Origin of the sequence: Acidiphilium sp. JA12-A1, from assembly GCF_000724705.2 — a bacterium.
Classification (GTDB): domain Bacteria; phylum Pseudomonadota; class Alphaproteobacteria; order Acetobacterales; family Acetobacteraceae; genus Acidiphilium; species Acidiphilium multivorum.
The window spans coordinates 121,868-138,007 of the sequence record NZ_JFHO01000044.1; the positions used below are offsets into that span (position 1 = coordinate 121,868).

At 67.7% G+C, this 16,140-nt stretch carries 16 protein-coding genes; 8 read left to right on the forward strand and 8 right to left on the reverse strand.

Annotated features, from left to right (window positions below; translation table 11 throughout):
* Nucleotides 1–9 precede the first annotated feature (9 nt).
* Nucleotides 10–945 (reverse strand): peptidylprolyl isomerase, encoded by a 936-nt coding sequence (locus tag RT91_RS08790; RefSeq protein ID WP_035186813.1) that lies wholly within the window; start codon nt 943–945, stop codon nt 10–12.
* 269 nt (nt 946–1,214) lie between these two features.
* On the opposite strand from RT91_RS08790, the gene secA reads away from it, so the two are divergent.
* Both secA and RT91_RS08800 read left to right on the forward strand, forming a co-directional pair.
* The gene (gene secA / locus RT91_RS08795; protein WP_035186815.1) at nt 1,215–3,947 is read left to right on the forward strand and encodes a preprotein translocase subunit SecA; all 2,733 of its coding nucleotides are present in this window, start codon (nt 1,215–1,217) and stop codon (nt 3,945–3,947) included.
* 49 nt (nt 3,948–3,996) lie between these two features.
* Nucleotides 3,997–4,482, forward strand: coding sequence for a DUF2380 domain-containing protein (locus RT91_RS08800; RefSeq protein WP_240314241.1), 486 nt, complete (start codon nt 3,997–3,999; stop codon nt 4,480–4,482).
* Between the two features lie 95 nt (nt 4,483–4,577).
* Here RT91_RS08800 and RT91_RS08805 read toward each other — a convergent pair whose 3' ends face one another.
* The 6 genes from RT91_RS08805 to RT91_RS08830 form a co-directional block, all read right to left on the reverse strand.
* The gene (locus RT91_RS08805; RefSeq protein WP_007424751.1) at nt 4,578–5,042 is read right to left on the reverse strand and encodes a MarR family winged helix-turn-helix transcriptional regulator; all 465 of its coding nucleotides are present in this window, start codon (nt 5,040–5,042) and stop codon (nt 4,578–4,580) included.
* Nucleotides 5,043–5,198: 156 nt separating this feature from the next.
* Nucleotides 5,199–5,690 carry a 30S ribosomal protein S9 gene (rpsI, locus tag RT91_RS08810; protein ID WP_007424752.1) on the reverse strand — a complete coding sequence of 164 codons (492 nt, stop codon included), beginning with the start codon at nt 5,688–5,690 and terminating at the stop codon, nt 5,199–5,201.
* A gap of 2 nt (nt 5,691–5,692) precedes the next feature.
* Nucleotides 5,693–6,169 (reverse strand): 50S ribosomal protein L13, encoded by a 477-nt coding sequence (gene rplM, locus RT91_RS08815; RefSeq protein ID WP_012039909.1) that lies wholly within the window; start codon nt 6,167–6,169, stop codon nt 5,693–5,695.
* Between the two features lie 91 nt (nt 6,170–6,260).
* The gene (locus tag RT91_RS08820; RefSeq protein WP_012039910.1) at nt 6,261–7,193 is read right to left on the reverse strand and encodes an NAD-dependent epimerase/dehydratase family protein; all 933 of its coding nucleotides are present in this window, start codon (nt 7,191–7,193) and stop codon (nt 6,261–6,263) included.
* Between the two features lie 25 nt (nt 7,194–7,218).
* Nucleotides 7,219–7,812 (reverse strand): polyhydroxyalkanoate synthesis repressor PhaR, encoded by a 594-nt coding sequence (gene phaR / locus RT91_RS08825; RefSeq protein WP_012039911.1) that lies wholly within the window; start codon nt 7,810–7,812, stop codon nt 7,219–7,221.
* 109 nt (nt 7,813–7,921) lie between these two features.
* On the reverse strand, nt 7,922–8,692 hold the full coding sequence (locus RT91_RS08830; RefSeq protein ID WP_035186820.1) for a sulfite exporter TauE/SafE family protein: 771 nt from the start codon (nt 8,690–8,692) through the stop codon (nt 7,922–7,924).
* An 87-nt stretch (nt 8,693–8,779) separates the two neighbouring features.
* Between RT91_RS08830 and RT91_RS22520 the strand changes: the two genes are divergently transcribed.
* The 6 genes from RT91_RS22520 to gabT are packed head-to-tail and all read left to right on the forward strand — an operon-like array spanning nt 8,780 to nt 14,095.
* The gene (locus RT91_RS22520; RefSeq protein WP_231295264.1) at nt 8,780–9,163 is read left to right on the forward strand and encodes a hypothetical protein; all 384 of its coding nucleotides are present in this window, start codon (nt 8,780–8,782) and stop codon (nt 9,161–9,163) included.
* Nucleotides 9,111–10,172: an alpha/beta fold hydrolase gene (locus RT91_RS08835; RefSeq protein WP_240314242.1), complete on the forward strand. Its 1,062-nt coding sequence runs from the start codon at nt 9,111–9,113 to the stop codon at nt 10,170–10,172. Before RT91_RS22520 ends, RT91_RS08835 begins: the two co-directional genes overlap by 53 nt.
* A 56-nt stretch (nt 10,173–10,228) precedes the next feature.
* On the forward strand, nt 10,229–11,401 hold the full coding sequence (locus tag RT91_RS08840) for an acetyl-CoA C-acetyltransferase (RefSeq protein ID WP_007422197.1): 1,173 nt from the start codon (nt 10,229–10,231) through the stop codon (nt 11,399–11,401).
* A 24-nt stretch (nt 11,402–11,425) separates the two neighbouring features.
* Nucleotides 11,426–12,127 carry a CoA transferase subunit A gene (locus RT91_RS08845; protein WP_012039915.1) on the forward strand — a complete coding sequence of 234 codons (702 nt, stop codon included), beginning with the start codon at nt 11,426–11,428 and terminating at the stop codon, nt 12,125–12,127.
* A gap of 10 nt (nt 12,128–12,137) precedes the next feature.
* A complete protein-coding gene (locus tag RT91_RS08850) occupies nt 12,138–12,818 on the forward strand; it encodes a CoA transferase subunit B (protein WP_007422199.1) in 681 nt (226 codons plus the stop codon).
* Nucleotides 12,815–14,095 carry a 4-aminobutyrate--2-oxoglutarate transaminase gene (gene gabT / locus RT91_RS08855; protein WP_007422200.1) on the forward strand — a complete coding sequence of 427 codons (1,281 nt, stop codon included), beginning with the start codon at nt 12,815–12,817 and terminating at the stop codon, nt 14,093–14,095. Before RT91_RS08850 ends, gabT begins: the two co-directional genes overlap by 4 nt.
* Nucleotides 14,096–14,101: 6 nt before the next feature.
* Here the strand turns inward: gabT and RT91_RS08860 are convergent, their stop codons facing one another.
* A complete protein-coding gene (locus RT91_RS08860) occupies nt 14,102–16,135 on the reverse strand; it encodes a hypothetical protein (RefSeq protein ID WP_035186826.1) in 2,034 nt (677 codons plus the stop codon).
* Nucleotides 16,136–16,140 lie beyond the last annotated feature (5 nt).

Sequence of the window (16,140 nt, forward strand, 5' to 3'; positions counted from 1 at the left end):
GCGTCCCGCTCAGTTCTTCGCGGGCGCGGCGGAAGCGCCGCCCTGCACCGGCGTGCCGTCCGGATTGAAGAGCTTGATATCCAGCCCCTTGCGCGCATCCTCCAGCGCGGAGGTGACCGCCTTGTTGGTGATCTGCTGCCGGATCTGGTCCTTCACATCCGCCAGCGGCGGCACCGGCTTCTCGCGCTTGCCCTGGCTCTCGATGACATGCCAGCCGAACTGCGAATGAACGGGTGTCTTGGTGTAGGTGCCCGGCTTGAGGGCAAAGGCCGCATCCGCGAAGGGCTTCACCATCTCGTCCTTGGTGAACCAGCCCAGTTCGCCGCCGTTCTTGGCGCCGGGGTCGATGCTGTACTTCTTCGCGAGGGCGGAGAACTTCGCACCCTTGCCCAGCTGGGCGATGATCTTGTCGGCTTCCTGCTGGGTCTTCACCAGGATCTGCCGCGCCTTTACTTCCTCGGGCTGCTTCGCCTTCACGTAATGCGAGTCGTAATAGGCCTTCACCGCCGCATCCGTCAGCTTCGGCTCGACCAGCGCGCGGAGATAGGCGCGTTCAAGCGCCTGGTCCGCTGCCGCCTTCATTTCGGCGGCCACCTTCGGATCCTTGGCGGTGCCGGCCTTGCGGGCCTTGACCAGCAGGGCGCGCTCATCGACGAGGCGGTTGAGAAGCACCGGGAAAAGCTCCTGCGGCGGCGCGTTCTGCAACTGCGGCGGGAGATCCTGCGCCGCCTTGGCGACGTCCGAAAGGTGGATGTCATGGCCATCGACGATCGCGACAACCGTGTCCTTCTGCGCCTTCGCGGCGGGCTGGGCCTTGGTTGCGGCCGCCGGTGCCGTTGCACCCGCATCGCCGCCGGTGGCCGCCTGCGCGGGGCCGGCCAACCCCAGCGCAATCACCGCGGCGAAGGCGAAACCGACCGAATATCCTGAGAGAGAACGCTTCATGCTGCTGGTCCCTAGTGGAAATCGGCCGCACCATGACTGAAGCGCGCATCGCCCGCAACCCGCCCGCCTCCGGCTTCGCTTACATTTGCGGCCATGCCCCCACCCGTAACGATGCTTGATTTGACCAGATCGGCGCACACTCTTATGTCAGATCAGCGCCCGCAGTCCGGCCGCCGCGCAGAATGGCGCGCGGGCGGGCTGCCTTCACACCCAGACCACTCGGGACAGACAGTTTCAGACTCGCGGATAGACCGGAAGCTCGCTCCAACATGTTCTCAAGCATCGCCCGCGCCATCATCGGCACCAGCAACGACCGCGCGCTGAAAGCCTATCGCCGCCGCATCGCCGAAATCAATGGCCACGAAGCCGCCCTGGCCACGCTCGATGATGCGGCCCTCCAGGGCAAGACCTCCGAATTCCGCGACCGCCTCGCCGCCGGCGAAAGCCTCGACCGCCTGCTGCCCGAGGCGTTCGCCGTCTGCCGCGAAGCCGCGAAGCGCGTGCTCGGCATGCGCCATTTCGACGTGCAGCTGATCGGCGGCATGGTGCTGCACGATGGCAAGATCGCCGAGATGAAGACCGGCGAGGGCAAGACGCTCGTCGCCACGCTGCCGGTCTATCTCAACGCGCTCAGCGGCAAGGGCGTGCATGTCGTCACCGTCAACGATTATCTCGCCAAACGCGACGCCGGCTGGATGGGCCAGCTCTACAACTTCCTCGGCCTGTCCGTCGGCGTGATCGTGCCCGGGCTGGAGGACGATGCGCGGCGCGAGGCCTACGCGGCCGACATCACCTACGGCACCAACAACGAGTTCGGCTTCGACTATCTGCGCGACAACATGAAATACGCGCTGGCCGACATGGTGCAGCGCGACTTCAATTACGCGATCGTCGACGAGGTCGACTCGATCCTGATCGACGAGGCCCGCACCCCGCTGATCATCTCCGGCCCCTCCGACGAGCCGACCGAACTCTACAACCAGGTCGACGGCATCGTGAAGCAGCTTGTCGAGGACCCCGAGACCTACGACAAGGACGAGAAGTTCAAGACGGTGAACCTCACCGAGCTCGGCTCCGAGCGGGTCGAGCAGATGCTCTCCGAGGCCGGGCTGCTCACCGAGGGCAATCTCTACGACGTCTTCAACGTCTCGCTGGTGCATCACACGAACCAGTCGCTGCGCGCGCACACGCTGTTCACCCGCGATGTGGACTACATCGTCAAGGACGGCCAGGTCATCATCATCGACGAGTTCACCGGCCGCATGATGGAGGGCCGCCGCTATTCCGACGGGCTGCACCAGGCGCTGGAAGCCAAGGAGCACGTCACGGTCGAGCGCGAGAACCAGACCCTCGCCTCGATCACCTTCCAGAACTATTTCCGCCTTTACCCCAAGCTCTCCGGCATGACCGGCACGGCAATGACCGAGGCCGACGAGTTCGACGAGATCTACAAGCTCGCGGTGGTCGAAATCCCGACCAACGTGCCCGTCGCCCGCAAGGACGGCGATGACGAGGTCTATCGCTCGGCCGACGAGAAATACGAGGCCGTCGCCGCGCTGATCGAGGAATGCCGCCAGCGCCAGCAGCCGGTGCTGGTGGGCACCACCTCGATCGAGAAATCGGAGATCATCTCGAACCTGCTCAACAGCCGGAAAATTCCCCACGCCGTGCTGAACGCGCGGTTTCACGAGCAGGAAGCGGCGATCGTCGCCGAAGCCGGCGCGCCGGGTGCTGTCACGATCGCGACAAACATGGCCGGCCGCGGCACCGACATCAAGCTCGGCGGCAATCTCGAGATGCGGTTGAAGACCGAACTCGAAAGGCTGCCCGAATCCGCCCGCCCGGCACGCGAGGCGGAGATCCGCGCCGAGATCGAGGCGGCGCACGACATCGTCCATGCCGCCGGCGGCCTGTTCGTGATCGGTACCGAGCGGCACGAGAGCCGCCGGGTCGACAACCAGCTGCGCGGCCGCTCCGGCCGCCAGGGAGACCCCGGCGCCTCGCGCTTCTTCCTCTCCCTCGAAGACGACCTGATGCGGATCTTCGGCTCCGACCGGATGGGCCCGATGCTGGAGAAGCTCGGCCTCAAGGACGGCGAGGCGATCATCCATCCGTGGATCAACAAGGCCCTCGAAAAGGCCCAGAAGAAGGTCGAGGCGCGGAACTTCGACACCCGCAAGAACCTTCTCAAATACGATGACGTGATGAACAACCAGCGCAAGGAGGTTTATGCCCAGCGCCGCGAGTTCATGCGCGCCGAAAGCGTCGCCGATGTGATCGGCGAAATGCGCGCCGACACGATCGCCCAGATGGTCGAGCGGCGAATCCCCGAGAAGGCCTATGCCGAGCAGTGGGAAAGCGCGGAACTCGCCGAGGACGTGAAGCGCGTGTTCGGCCTGGAGCTGCCGGTCGTCGACTGGGCCGCCGAGGAAGGCATCGACGAGAGCCATCTGCGCGAGCGCATCAGCGAGGCGGTCGAGGCCCACATGGCCGCCAAGGCCGCCAATTTCGGCCCGGATTTCATGCGCTTCCTCGAGAAATCGATCCTGCTGCAAACGCTGGATCATCTCTGGAAGGAACATCTGCTCGCGCTTGACCATCTGCGTCAGGGCATTGGCCTGCGCGCCTATGGCCAGCGCGACCCGCTCAACGAATACAAGGCCGAGGCCTTCGCCCTGTTCACCGCGATGCTCGAGGACCTGAAGGAACAGGTCTCGTCGGTGCTCGCACATGTTGAACTCGGCTCCGACCCGGCCACGGCACCGGCGCCCGCCTTCGATCCGGCATCGATGTTCACCAGCCATCCCGCCAGCGGCCCGTATGACGGCGTCGCCCTGGCGGAACCGCAGCCGACGCTCGCGCCGGAGATGGCGGTCAGCACCTACCGGGCCGAATCGGTTGATCCCAACCGACCGGAGACCTGGGCGTCCACGCCGCGCAATGCCGCCTGCCCATGCGGCTCGGGCAAGAAATACAAATACTGCCACGGCAGGGTGACCTGATCGGATGCGGCTCCGGCCTCTTCTTGCCGCACCGCTCTTTCTGCCCTCGATGCTGGCCGGCATCGTTCCCACCGCAACCGCTGCACCGCGGGCGACCGTGTTCGTCGCCCCGATCGACTTGTTCGACACGGCGGCCGACCAAAGGCCGGCCGTCGTCGCCGACCAGCGTCTTTGGCTGCATGAGGCCGCCGCCCGGATCCGGGCCGATCTCGACCATGCGGGTCCGGTCAAGGCCGTCGGTACCGCGGAGACGCGCGCGAGAATGGCGCCGATCAACGACGATTACGATCATCCGTCGACATGCCCGGAATGCCTCGCCACCGCCGCGAGGAAGGCGCACGCCCGGTTCCTCTTCGTCGGCACACTGCACCGGGTCAGCGATCTGATCGTCTATCTGAAGGGCTATCTGCTCGACCTGCGTTCCGGGCGCGAGTTGATGGGAAGAACCTTCGAAGTGAAATCCGACGACCACATCATGCTCGACCGCGTGGCCGACCGGATGGCCACAGCCATCGAACGCCATCTGCCGCACTGATTTTCCTGAGGCTGGCCAGGGGAGGCCCTGCCTATTGCCCGATATTGCGCCCGATGCCCGTCGTCATGCCGGGCACGAGGGCCGGAGTCCCGAGATCACGCAGGCTCTTCGACCTCGACACTGAGCCTTTGCGTAAGGTCGATGAGTTCCGTCCGCAGCCGTTCAAACTGCAGATCGTCGAGACCTGCGCGGCAGCGCACCTTATGCTGCACGGCGGAAAGCTGGGCGGCGGCAGCGTGGCTCTTGGCGGTCAGCTTGACGACAACCACGCGCTCGTCGGCCTGGCTGCGTTCCCGTGACACCCACCCGGCCTCGGCCAGACGCTTGAGCAGCGGCGTTACCGTCGCCGCATCGAGGCGGAGCGCCTCCGCAATGCCGTTGACCGTGGACTCGGCGCGCTCGAACAGCACGAGCAGGACGATGTATTGCGGATAGGTCAGGCCGAACTCGGCCAGCAGGGGGCGATATACCCGCGTGATCGCATGTGTCGCGGCATAGAGCGCAAAACAGAGCTGCTCACCCAGACACAGATTGCTGAAACCCTCACGCGCTGCGGCCATCTGACCCGATCCCGTTGCTTTTGCCAAATCGGCAGGCGCGTTCCGAATCGCCCCGTGCACCACCGCCAGAGCCTAAATGACAAAAAAATGGAAACGGCACAAATACGAACCGCCCCGGACGGTGCCGGGGCGGCTGCATGCTGAAATCCGCTTCGCTCAGCGCTTGGAGAACTGGAAGCTCCGGCGGGCCTTCGCCTTGCCGTATTTCTTGCGCTCCACCGTGCGCGGGTCGCGGGTGAGGAAGCCCGCCGCCTTGAGAATGCCGCGCAGGTCCGGCTCGTAATAGGTCAGCGCGCGGGAAATGCCGTGCCGCACCGCGCCGGCCTGGCCCGAAAGCCCGCCGCCGGTGACGGTCGCCATCACGTCGAACTGATTGTAGCGGTCGGCGACGAGGAACGGCTGGGTGATCAGCATCCGCAACACGGGCCGCGCGAAATACTGTGCCGCCTTGCGGCCATTGATCACGATCTCGCCCTTGCCCGGCTTGATCCAGACCCGGGCGACCGCGTCCTTGCGGCGGCCGGTTGCGTAGGAGCGGCCCAACGCGTCGCGCTTCGGCTCGCGCTTGGGGGCCTCGGCGTCGGCGGCGGTGCCGGCGGTCGGGGTGATGATGGTCTTCAGATCGGCGAGCGTACCGGTTCCGGACATGTTCACGCCCTCGCGTTACGGTTGGTGTTCTTGCGGTTCAGCGCCGCGACGTCGAGCGCCTGCGGCTGCTGGCCATGATGCGGATGCGACGGACCGGCATAGATGTGCAGGTTCTTCATCTGCTGGCGCTGCAGCGGCCCACGGGTGATCATTCGCTCGACCGCCTTTTCGATCACGCTTTCCGGATTTTTGCCTTCGAGGCGCTGGCGGATTGACCGCCCCTTGATGCCGCCCGGATAGCCGGTGTGGTAGTAGAAAACGGAATCATCCATCTTCTTGCCCGTCACCTTCACCTTTTCCGCGTTGACGACAATGATGTGGTCACCGCAGTCGACATGCGGGGTGAATTGCGGCTTGTGCTTGCCGCGCAGACGATTGGCGATCAGGGCGGCGAGCCGGCCGAGCACAAGCCCGTCGGCGTCGATCAGCACCCAGTCCTTCTGCACGTCCGCCGGTTTCAGCGAAACGGTGGTCTTCATGACGGGAGTCCTCGTGACATCATCCATACGATGGCGGCGCGTATGCGCGAAATGCGCCATCGCGTCAAGCGGATCAGTGAGCGGTAACCGATTACCGCAAAGCGGACGCGGTCGCTTCCAGGGCCGTCGGCACCGGCGTGGATGCCGAAAATCCGAGGGAATCCCTGGCAAGGGCGACATCGGCATGAAACGAGCCGGCGAAGCTCCGCCACGACTCACCCTGCCCGGCCATGCGTGCGGCCGCGCCCAGCCATGAGGGCGGAAACGGCAGCAGCGTGACCCGCCGGCCGAGGCCACGGCCCAGCGCGCGGATCAGCCCTGTCGTTGAAACCGGCTCGGGATGCGCGCCGATCACGCAGTCCGGCGGATCTTCCGCGCTCACCGCCCGCTCGATCAGGAGGGCGAGATCGTTCACCGCGATGAAGCTGCGGGCATTGCTGATGGCGCCGAAGGGCAGCGGCAAGCCACGGCGGATCAGCCGGACAAGTCGCGGAATGTTGCCGGCACATCCCGGCCCGATCACCGCGCAGGGCCGCACGATCACCAGCCGCGTCGCGCTGCCGGCCACCGCCGCCCGCACGGCGGCCTCGCCTTCGAGCTTGCTTGCGGCATAAGCGTCGTCCGGCCGGGGGGCGCTGATCTCGTCGAACATCTCGTCCCGCCGCTTGCCGAACACCGCCGCCGAGGAAACCAGAACCAGGCGCGGCACCCCGCGCGCGACCGCGGCCTCGGCCACCCGGCGGGCCGCCGTCACATTCGCCGCCGCCAGCGCCGCCGGATCAACGCCGGTGCGATGCGCCAGTCCCGCCGCGTGAACCACCGCGCCAACCCCGCGCATCGCGTTGACGAGGGCGGGAGCGGGGGCGGCAAGGTCCCCGGCGTCGACCGCGCGCGCCGCCCCGGGCACCGCGCGCGCGCGACGCAGCGCGACGACCACTTCCGCGCCCGACAGGGCAAGGCGGGCAGTCACCGCCCGGCCGATGAACCCGGCGGCCCCGCTGACCAGTACCGTCCGTTCGCTCATGAGCCGTTCCGTCGGCGGGACGTCGTCACGCCCGCTTCGGCGCCCTCGCCCTGAGCGCGGCAAGTTCCGCCTGCAGCCTCTCGACCTCGGCGCGCAGGGTCTCGATTTCCTCGGCGGCGCCATGATCGTCCGCACCGGCGGCGGATGCCTCGCCCTGCGCCCCGAACGGCGAGAACAGGCTCATGGCCCGTTCCATCATCGCCATGTTCTGGCGGCCGATCTCTTCCATGCCGGGGGGGATGAAATTTCCCATCGTCTGCTGCATCGCCGCGCGCATCTGCGACTGCTGGCGGCTGAACTGGCTCATCGCCTGCTCGAGAAAGCGCGGCACGACGCCCTGCATGTTGTTTCCGTACAGACCGATAAGCTGGCGGAGGAAATTGGTCGGCAGCATGGCCTGGCCAACCTTGCTCTCCTCCTCGACGATGATCTGGGTGAGCACCGCCCGGGTGATGTCCTCGCCCGTCTTGGCGTCGAATACTTCGAAATCGCGCCCTTCCCGCACCATTTCCGAAAGGGTTTCGAGCGTGATGTAGGTCGAGCTTTCGGTATTGTACAGGCGCCGGTTGGCGTATTTCTTGATGACGATCGGCTTGGTGCCGTCCGGCGTCTGAGGCATTTTCTTCGCCCTTTCCCCTCGTCGCAAGGCGTGGAATCCGGTCGCCGTTGATTCGGCAGTTTGCAATGCAACACCATGACAGAGACGAACGGCAAAGGCCAGCACCGCCTCATGCCAGTTCGAGGAGCATCCGCAGTCCGACCAGGCCGAGCATCGCGGCGAGCAGCAACCGCAGCAGGCGCTCGGGGGCGCGCTTCACGAACAGGCTGCCGATCAAGACGCCAGGAAGCGATCCGGCGAGGAGGGCGCCGAGCATCGGCGCATCGATTCCGTGCAGCCAGAGCCGGCCAAACCCGGCAACCAGCGTCAGCAGCAGCGCATGGGCGATGTCGGAGCCGACCACCTCCCGCATCGACAGCCGCGGGTAGAGATAGATGAGCGCGACCGTGCCGAGCGCGCCGGCGCCGACCGAGGAGAGCGTCACCGTCACGCCCAGCACGATCCCGAGAGCGATGGTCATCCATGCCGGTGGCGCACGATGCAATCCGCCGGCGCCGCGATGCGTGACCCAGGGCTTCACGGCAAGCGAAGCCGCCGCGAACAGCAGCATCGCGCCGAGCAGCAGCAGGCTGAGCCGGTTCGCCGCGGCACCGTGAACGCCGAGGCGGGCAAGCAGCAGGATCGCCAGCGCGGCGCCCGGCACGCTGCCGGCGCCAAGGCGCCAGACCACCGGCCACGCCACGGTGCGGTTCGCGCCGTGAACCGCGGTCCCGACCGCCTTGGTGAAGGCCGCAAAGAGCAGGTCGGTGCCGATTGCGGTGGAGGCGCGGATGCCGAAGAGCAGAACGAGGATCGGCGTCATCACCGATCCGCCGCCCACGCCGGTGAGCCCGATGAGCAGGCCGACGACGAACCCGGTGAGCACGAATGCCGGCGACATGGCCACTCCTTGTCAGGCGACCACTGGCAGAAGGGACGCCTTTCGCGCTAGAAAATCCTCGATATAGCGCGGTTGCCAGGATGCCTCATGACAGACGCCGGACAGGGCGACAAGCACGAAGCCGAACCTCCGAACGCCGAATCGCGCCTCGGCGAGCTTGCGCGCGACTGGATCACGCTCTGGCAGAGCGAGTTGACCGCCCTCGCGCAGGATCGCGAGTGGCGCGAGGGCTGGACCGGATTGATGACGCTCTGGGCCGGCGCCGCGACCGCCGCGATCGGCACGGCCGAGGCGCTGTCCCGCCATGACCCGCCCCGACGCGCCCGGCCCGATGGAGCGCCGCGGCCCGCGTCCTCTCCTGCTGCACCTGATGCTGGCGGCGATGCGGTCGAACGCCTCCATCGCCGCATTGCCGAACTTGAGGCACGTCTGGCCGCACTGGAACGCGACGGACAGTCTGGCGGATCCTGATTTCGCCGCGGCGGTGGTGCGCGAGGCCCTTGCGCAGGATGCCGCCCTGCTCGCCGGCATCGCCGCCTATCGCCGCCACCCGTGGCGCCGCACCCTGGCCGATCCGCCTGCCGTATGGGCCGAGGGCTCTTCGCGTCTGCTCGACTACGGCGGCACCGGACCCGTGCTGTTCTTCGTCCCCAGCCTCGTCAACCGCGCCCATATCCTCGATCTCGCCGAGGACGCCTCGTTCCTGCGTTTTCTCGCGGCGCATGGCGCCCATCCGCTGCTGCTCGACTGGGGCTGGCCCGGCGCCATCGAACGGCAATTCACGCTGACCGACTATGTCGCCGGCCGCCTTGAACGGGCGCTGGAGGCGGTGGCAGGCCCGGTCGTCCTGGTCGGCTACTGCATGGGCGGGCTGCTGGCCCTGGCCGCCGCCCTGCGCGCGCCGGAGCGTATCCGTGCCCTCGCCCTGCTGGCGACGCCGTGGGATTTCCATGCCGAGGACGAGGAGGCGGCGCGCAGCCTCGCCACCAGCCTGCCCATCCTCGAACCGCTGATGGCGGCCACCGGCACGGTGCCGATCGACGCTCTGCAGACGCTGTTCGCAACCCTCGATCCGTTCGGCGTCACCGCGAAATACCGCGCATTCGCCGCCCTCGACCCCGCGAGCCCGCGCGCGGTCCGCTTCGTTGCGCTCGAGGATTGGCTGAACGACGGCGTGCCGCTCGCCGCCCCGGTGGCGCGGGAAACCCTTGGCGGATGGTATGGCGAGAACGCGACCGCGCAGGGCGCATGGCGCATCGCCGGCCTGCCGGTGAACCCCGCCGCCATCACCTGTCCCACCCTGATCGCGACACCGGCGCGCGACCGGCTGGTGCCCCCGGCCTCCGCCGCCGCCCTCGCCACGGTCGTTCCGCACGCCACGGTGATCGCGCCGAAGGCCGGCCACATCGGCATGATCGCCGGCATGAGCGCGCCGCAAGCCCTATGGCAACCATTCGGCGAATGGGTAGCCTGGCTGTAGCCCTTGCGGCGGCAAAGGTCTATGCTGCACCGCACGGAACCGAGAGGAGGAGCACAATGGACGACATCGTCATCGCCGCGGCCGCCCGCACGCCGGTCGGCAGCTTCAACGGCGCCTTTGCCGCCACCCCGGCGCATGTGCTGGGCGAGGTTGCCATCAGGGCCGCCATGGAGCGTGCCGGACTTTCCGCCGACGAGGTCGACGAGGTGATCCTCGGCCAGGTGCTCTCCGCCGGCGCGGGCCAGAACCCCGCCCGCCAGGCCGCGCGCAATGCCGGCATCCCGGATGCCAAGACCGCGTTCGGCATCAACCAGGTCTGCGGCTCCGGCCTGCGCGCCGTCGCGCTGGCCGCGCAGCAGGTGATGTCCGGCCAGTCCGATATCGTCATCGCCGGCGGCCAGGAGAGCATGTCGCTCAGCACCCATGTCGCCCATCTGCGGGCCGGCACCAAGATGGGCGACGTCAAGTTCATCGACTCCATGATCAAGGACGGGCTGTGGGATGCCTTCAACGGCTACCACATGGGCACCACCGCCGAGAACGTCGCCCGGTCCTATCAGATCACCCGCGAGGAGCAGGACGCCCTCGCCCTCGCCTCGCAGCAGAAGGCCTCGGCGGCGCAGAAGTCCGGCCGCTTCCGCGACGAGATCGCGCCGGTGACGATCGTTACCCGCAAGGGCGAGGTCGTGATCGCCGATGACGAATACATCCGCCATGACGCCTCGGCCGAGAGCATGGCGAAGCTCAAGCCCGCCTTCTCGAAGGACGGCACCGTGACCGCCGGCAACGCCTCCGGCATCAACGACGGCGCCGCCGCCCTCGTCGTCATGTCGGCGAAGGAAGCGGCGAAGCGCGGCCTGACGCCGCTGGCCCGCATCGCCAGCTTCGCCACCGCCGGCGTCGATCCCGCGGTGATGGGCACCGGGCCGATCCCCTCCTCGCAGAAAGCGCTCGCCCGCGCCGGCTGGTCGGTCGCCGATCTCGACCTGATCGAGGCGAACGAGGCCTTCGCGGCACAGGCCTGCGCGGTGAACAAGGGCCTCAATCTCGACCCGGCGAAGGTCAACGTGAACGGCGGCGCCATCGCCATCGGCCACCCGATCGGCGCCTCTGGCGCGCGGGTACTCACCACGCTCCTGTTCGAGATGCAGAAGCGCGACGCCCGCAAGGGGCTCGCCACGCTGTGCATCGGCGGCGGCATGGGCGTGGCCATGTGCGTCGAACGCTGAAACACCAGGGAGGAAACCAACCGGATGCGTAAGGTCTATTCCGGCGCCGTCGAGGCGCTCGCCGGTCTGCTGCGCGACGACATGACCATCCTCGCCGGCGGCTTCGGCCTGTGCGGCGTGCCGATGGCGCTGATCGAGGCCATCCGCGAGAGCGGGGTGCGCAACCTGACCATCGTCTCCAACAATGCCGGGATCGACGGGGTCGGTCTCGGCATCCTGCTCGACACGCGGCAGGTGAAGAAGATGATCTCCTCCTATGTCGGCGAGAACGCCACCTTCGCCCGGCAGTATCTCGCCGGCGAGTTGGAGATCGAGTTCAACCCGCAGGGCACGCTGGCCGAGCGCATCCGCGCCGGCGGCGCCGGCATCCCCGCCTTCTTCACCGCCACCGGCTATGGCACCCAGGTTGCCGAAGGCAAGGAAACCCGCGAGTTCGACGGCCGGCACTACGTGATGGAACGCGGCATTTTCGGCGATCTCGCCGTGGTCCATGCCTGGAAGGGCGATACCGAGGGCAATCTCGTCTACCGGAAGACGGCGCGGAACTTCAATCCGATCTGCGCTGCCGCCGCGAAGGTGACGGTCGCCGAGGTCGAGGAACTCGTCGAACCCGGCACGATCGACCCCGACCACATCGTCACCCCCGGCATCTACGTCAAACGCATCGTCAAGCTCGCGCACGTCGAGAAGCATATCGAGAAACGCACCGTCCGCGAGCGGGCCTGAGGAGGGAAACATGCCCTGGACACGCGATCAGATGGCGGCCCGCGCCGCCCGTGAACTGAAGGACGGCTTCTACGTCAATCTCGGCATCGGCATCCCGACGCTGGTGGCGAACCACATTCCCGAGGGCATCTCCGTGCAGCTGCACTCGGAGAACGGCATGCTCGGCATCGGCCCCTTCCCCTACGAGGGCGAGGAGGACGCCGACCTGATCAACGCCGGCAAGCAGACCGTGACCGCATTGCCGACCACGAGCTATTTCGATTCTGCCCAGTCCTTCGCCATGGTGCGCGGCGGGCATATCGATATTTCGATCCTGGGCGCGCTGCAGGTGGCCGAGAACGGCGATCTCGCGAACTGGATGATCCCCGGCAAGATGGTGAAGGGCATGGGCGGGGCGATGGACCTCGTCGCCGGCGTGCCGCGCGTCGTCGTGCTGATGGAGCACACGGCGAAGGGCGAGCCCAAGATCCTGAAGAAATGCACTCTGCCGCTCACCGGCAAGGGTGTGGTCAGCATGATCGTCACCGACATGGCGGTGTTCGAGGTCGACCATGCGCGATCCCCGTCGCTCGTCCTGGTCGACAAGCCCGACGATGTGACGATCGAGCAGATCCGCGACGCGACCGAAGCCGATTTCGTGGTGCACAGCACGATGCACCGTAACCCCGCCGCCGCGGAGATCGAGGAATGAGCACGAATACCGACCTTCATGCGCGGCGCGAGGCCGCCGTGGCCCGCGGTGTGGGCATCAGCCACCCGATGGCCTACACGGCCCGCGCCGAGAACGCCGAGCTGTGGGACGCGGACGGCAAGCGCTATATCGACTTCGCCGGCGGGATCGCGGTGCTCAACACGGGGCATCGCCATCCGAAGGTGATCGAGGCGGTGAAGGCGCAGCTCGACCGCTTCACCCATACCTGCTTCCAGGTCACGCCGTACGAGCCTTACGTGGCGCTCGCCGAACGGCTCAACGCGATCGCGCCGATCGAGGGGCCGGCCAAGACCGTGTTCCTGACCACCGGCGCCGAGGCGCTGGAAAACGCGATCAAGATCGCCCGCGCCGCCACCGGCCGCCCCGGCGTGATCACCTTCGCCGGCGGGTATCACGGCCGCACCCTGCTGACCATGGCGATGACCGGCAAGGTCATTCCCTACAAGAAGCGCTTCGCGCCGATGCCGGCCGAGATCTACCACGCGCCCTTCCCGTACGAGCCCTTCGGCGTCAGCGTGGCCGACAGTATCCGCGGCATCGACATGCTGTTCCGTGCCGATATCGAGCCCGAGCGCGTTGCCGCCATCGTGATCGAGCCTGTCCAGGGCGAGGGCGGGTTCATCCCGGCGCCGACCGAGCTGCTGGTGGCGCTGCGCGAGATCTGCGACCGCCACGGCATCCTGCTGATCGTCGACGAGGTGCAGACCGGTTTCGGCCGCACCGGGAAGATGTTCGGCATCGAGCATTCGGGCGTCAAGCCGGACCTGATGACGATCGCGAAATCCCTCGCCGGCGGCTTCCCGCTCTCCGGCGTGATCGGCCGCGCCGCGGTGATGGATGCGCCGGAGCCGGGCGGCCTCGGCGGCACCTATGCCGGCAATCCGCTCGCCTGCGCCGCCGCCCTCGCCGTGCTCGACGTCATCCGGGATGAAAACCTTGTGGAGCGCGCCAATGCGATCGGCGCCACGATGAAGAGCCGGCTGGAACGCATCGCCTCGCGCAACGATGTGGCGCCGATCACCGCGATCCGCGGTCCGGGGGCGATGATCGCCTTCGACATCGTCAGGCAGCGCGGCAGCTACGAGCCCGACCCCGACACTACGAAGCAGGTCATCGCGCGCGCCCGCGAACACGGGCTCATCGTGATTTCCTGCGGCGTCTATGGCAACGCCATCCGCCTGCTGGTGCCGCTGACGGTGAGCGACACGGTTCTGGGCGAGGGGATGGACGCGCTGGAAGCCGCCCTCGCCGGCTGAGCCGGCCTATCGGTAACACGGGCGCGGGTCGGCCTCGGCCACCCGCTCCCAGTGCGCGCGCAGCAGCGCGATCTTGTCGAACACCAGTGCGAGGTCCGCCATTTCGCGCGCAAGGCGCCGCTCGGTGGCAAGGCCGCGATGCGACGGCTCGCCGGAAATCAGCCGCGCCCCCGCCGAGACCCTGAGCCAGCCGACCTGCCCGCCCGCGCCGTCCGGCAGGGCGACAGGCTGGCCGATATGGCAGATCCGCGCCGCCACGCGCCGCTCGGCGGCGGCGTCGAACAGGGCGGCGCAATCCGCATTCAGCCAGTGATAAAGCCGCCGGGCCGCCGCCGGGTCGAGCAGGCGATCCGCCGCCCCCGGCGCGCACACGGCGAAGGCAAAGACGCTGCGCAGCGTATCCCATCCTTCGCCCTCGCGTGCCGGATCGGGCACATCCTGCAGCACGAAGACATCATGACGGGCAACCGCCGCCTCGACTGCCTTGCGGAAGCGCAGGATCACCTCGGCCTTGCGCGCATCCGACACAGAGGCGAGCGCCCTGAATTCGGCGAGCGCCGCCCGCCAGCGCAACAGCAGACCATAATTGGCGCCCTCCGGAAGCCCCCGCGCCGCCTTTGCCGCGGGGGGCCATTCGCCCCGGCTGAAATAGGCCTCAAGCCCCGCGGGCAGCCTGCCGCGCCCCAGCCGCCGGGCGATCGCCGGCGGAATCAGCGCGGCCCCCGCAAAGGGCGGGCCGGTGAGAAACTTCGAGCCGGTCACCTGCACGACGGCGTCAAGGCCGAGATAGGCGCGGATCCGCGCCGGCGCCATCCGCAGCTGACAGGCATCGACGACGATATCCAGACTGTCGCCGAAGCGGGCCCTCAGCCGCCGCAGCAACGCCATCGATGGTGCGAGCAGCCCGGTCTTGGACAGATCGAGCGCATGCAGGATCACGCGCCGGCCTGATGCCACGGCGGCCTCGACAGCTGCGACGATCTCCGCCTCGACCGCATCGCGATGACGCGGAGCGCCGCGTTCGTCCCGCAACGGAATCGAAACCAGTTCGGTATCCGGACGGAAGCCCTCGATGGGTGCCGCGCGCGAAACGTCATGTCCGTTTGCCGTATCGATCGCAAAATGCCGCCCGACCGCCGCCATCGGCACACCGCTTCCCGTCTCCTCGGGCGCGAGCAGGATGGTCGTGATGGGGCGCACCGCGTCCGGCAGATGGCTCAGCGCCAGCGCCAGCAATTCGCTATCGGTGCCGGAAGCCGCAAGCACGACGGCTCCGCCGCGCGGAAGGCCGAAATCGCGGCCGATCGTCCGCCTTACGGCTATGGCCTGACGCTCGATCGGGCGACGCGTACCCTCCAGCAGCATCGCGGCGGTGATCTTCAGCCGGAGGCGGTCCGCCGCTTCGTATCCCCGTTCGGAGACCGACGATGCGGTCGACGAGGCAAAGGTCACCGCCCAGGGGCGGGGCCGATGGCTGCAACCATAGCCGTTCAGATCGCTCTGGGGATCGCGCATCAGACGGATGTCGCCCCCCGTCTCCATGATCGACTCGGCGATCCCGATCACCGGCCATAGGGCGCGCAGCCTCGCGATGGCCGCCTCGTCCGCCACGGCCGCCCCGGCGCCGGCCACATGGTCCGCCAGACGGCGCGACACATCTGCCAAGCTGGCGGCACTGGGCGGCAGTTCCGCCGCCATCGTCGCTGCCCAGCCCATGCCGTCTGGCAGGGTCAGATGTTCGGCTTCCGCGAACTGGGCCGCGACGCGCGCAGCCGCAAGTCCGGCCAGAGGGAGCGGAACGCCCGCGCGCGCCAGGAGCATCCATTCGCCGGCCAGTCTCGCGGCAACGCGCGCAACGGCCGCCCCCGCGGCTTCATCGATCGTCGTTCGGCGGGCCGCGAAGTCGATCACGAGGTCCGACCGCGCCTCGCCAAGGCGACATTCCATTTCGCGAAGCATCCAGAACGCCACGTTCCGACGCAGTTCGGCACTCACCGGCATGTCTGCGCGGGTACCGGTGAGCCGGGCCGGCTCGGGCATGGGAT